The following is a 379-nucleotide window of genomic DNA, read 5'->3' on the forward strand; positions in this document are numbered from 1 at the left end:
ACCTTCAGGATCCGTGGTCGTGATCGTGTTGTAGTAGCCATCCTTCGTCGTTGATACCGGTTCAGCTACCTTAAAGAAGGAACTGCTGCCATCTGGGTTAACGTTCTCGCCCGTCTGGTCAGTCGTTGGGTTACCTTTGGTATCCGTTCCTGGCGTATCGTGAGTCATGGTTACGCCGGGATTATCGTTCGTAACCGTTGTCTTGCCGGTCTTGATACTTTCACCTGGCTTAACTGTGATGTCCGACAAACTTGGCTGATCCTTTGGCGTCTCGGTCACGGTCACAACGCTCGTTGTGCCAGTCTCGCCCGTCTTCGGATCGGTCGTTGGTGTCGTCTGCACGACGGCCACCGTCTTATCGCCGTCTGACCAGTTCTTG

Annotated in this window: 1 protein-coding gene; it reads right to left on the bottom strand. The window is 54.1% G+C overall.

Translation table 11 applies throughout. The annotated features are described in order from the left end of the window. Positions 1-379: hypothetical protein (locus tag FFM73_RS12850; RefSeq protein ID WP_171001301.1), on the bottom strand; the 379-nt coding region annotated here is incomplete at both ends.

The sequence above is a fragment of the Secundilactobacillus hailunensis genome (genome assembly GCF_005405185.1).
Classification (GTDB): Bacteria; Bacillota; Bacilli; order Lactobacillales; family Lactobacillaceae; genus Secundilactobacillus; species Secundilactobacillus hailunensis.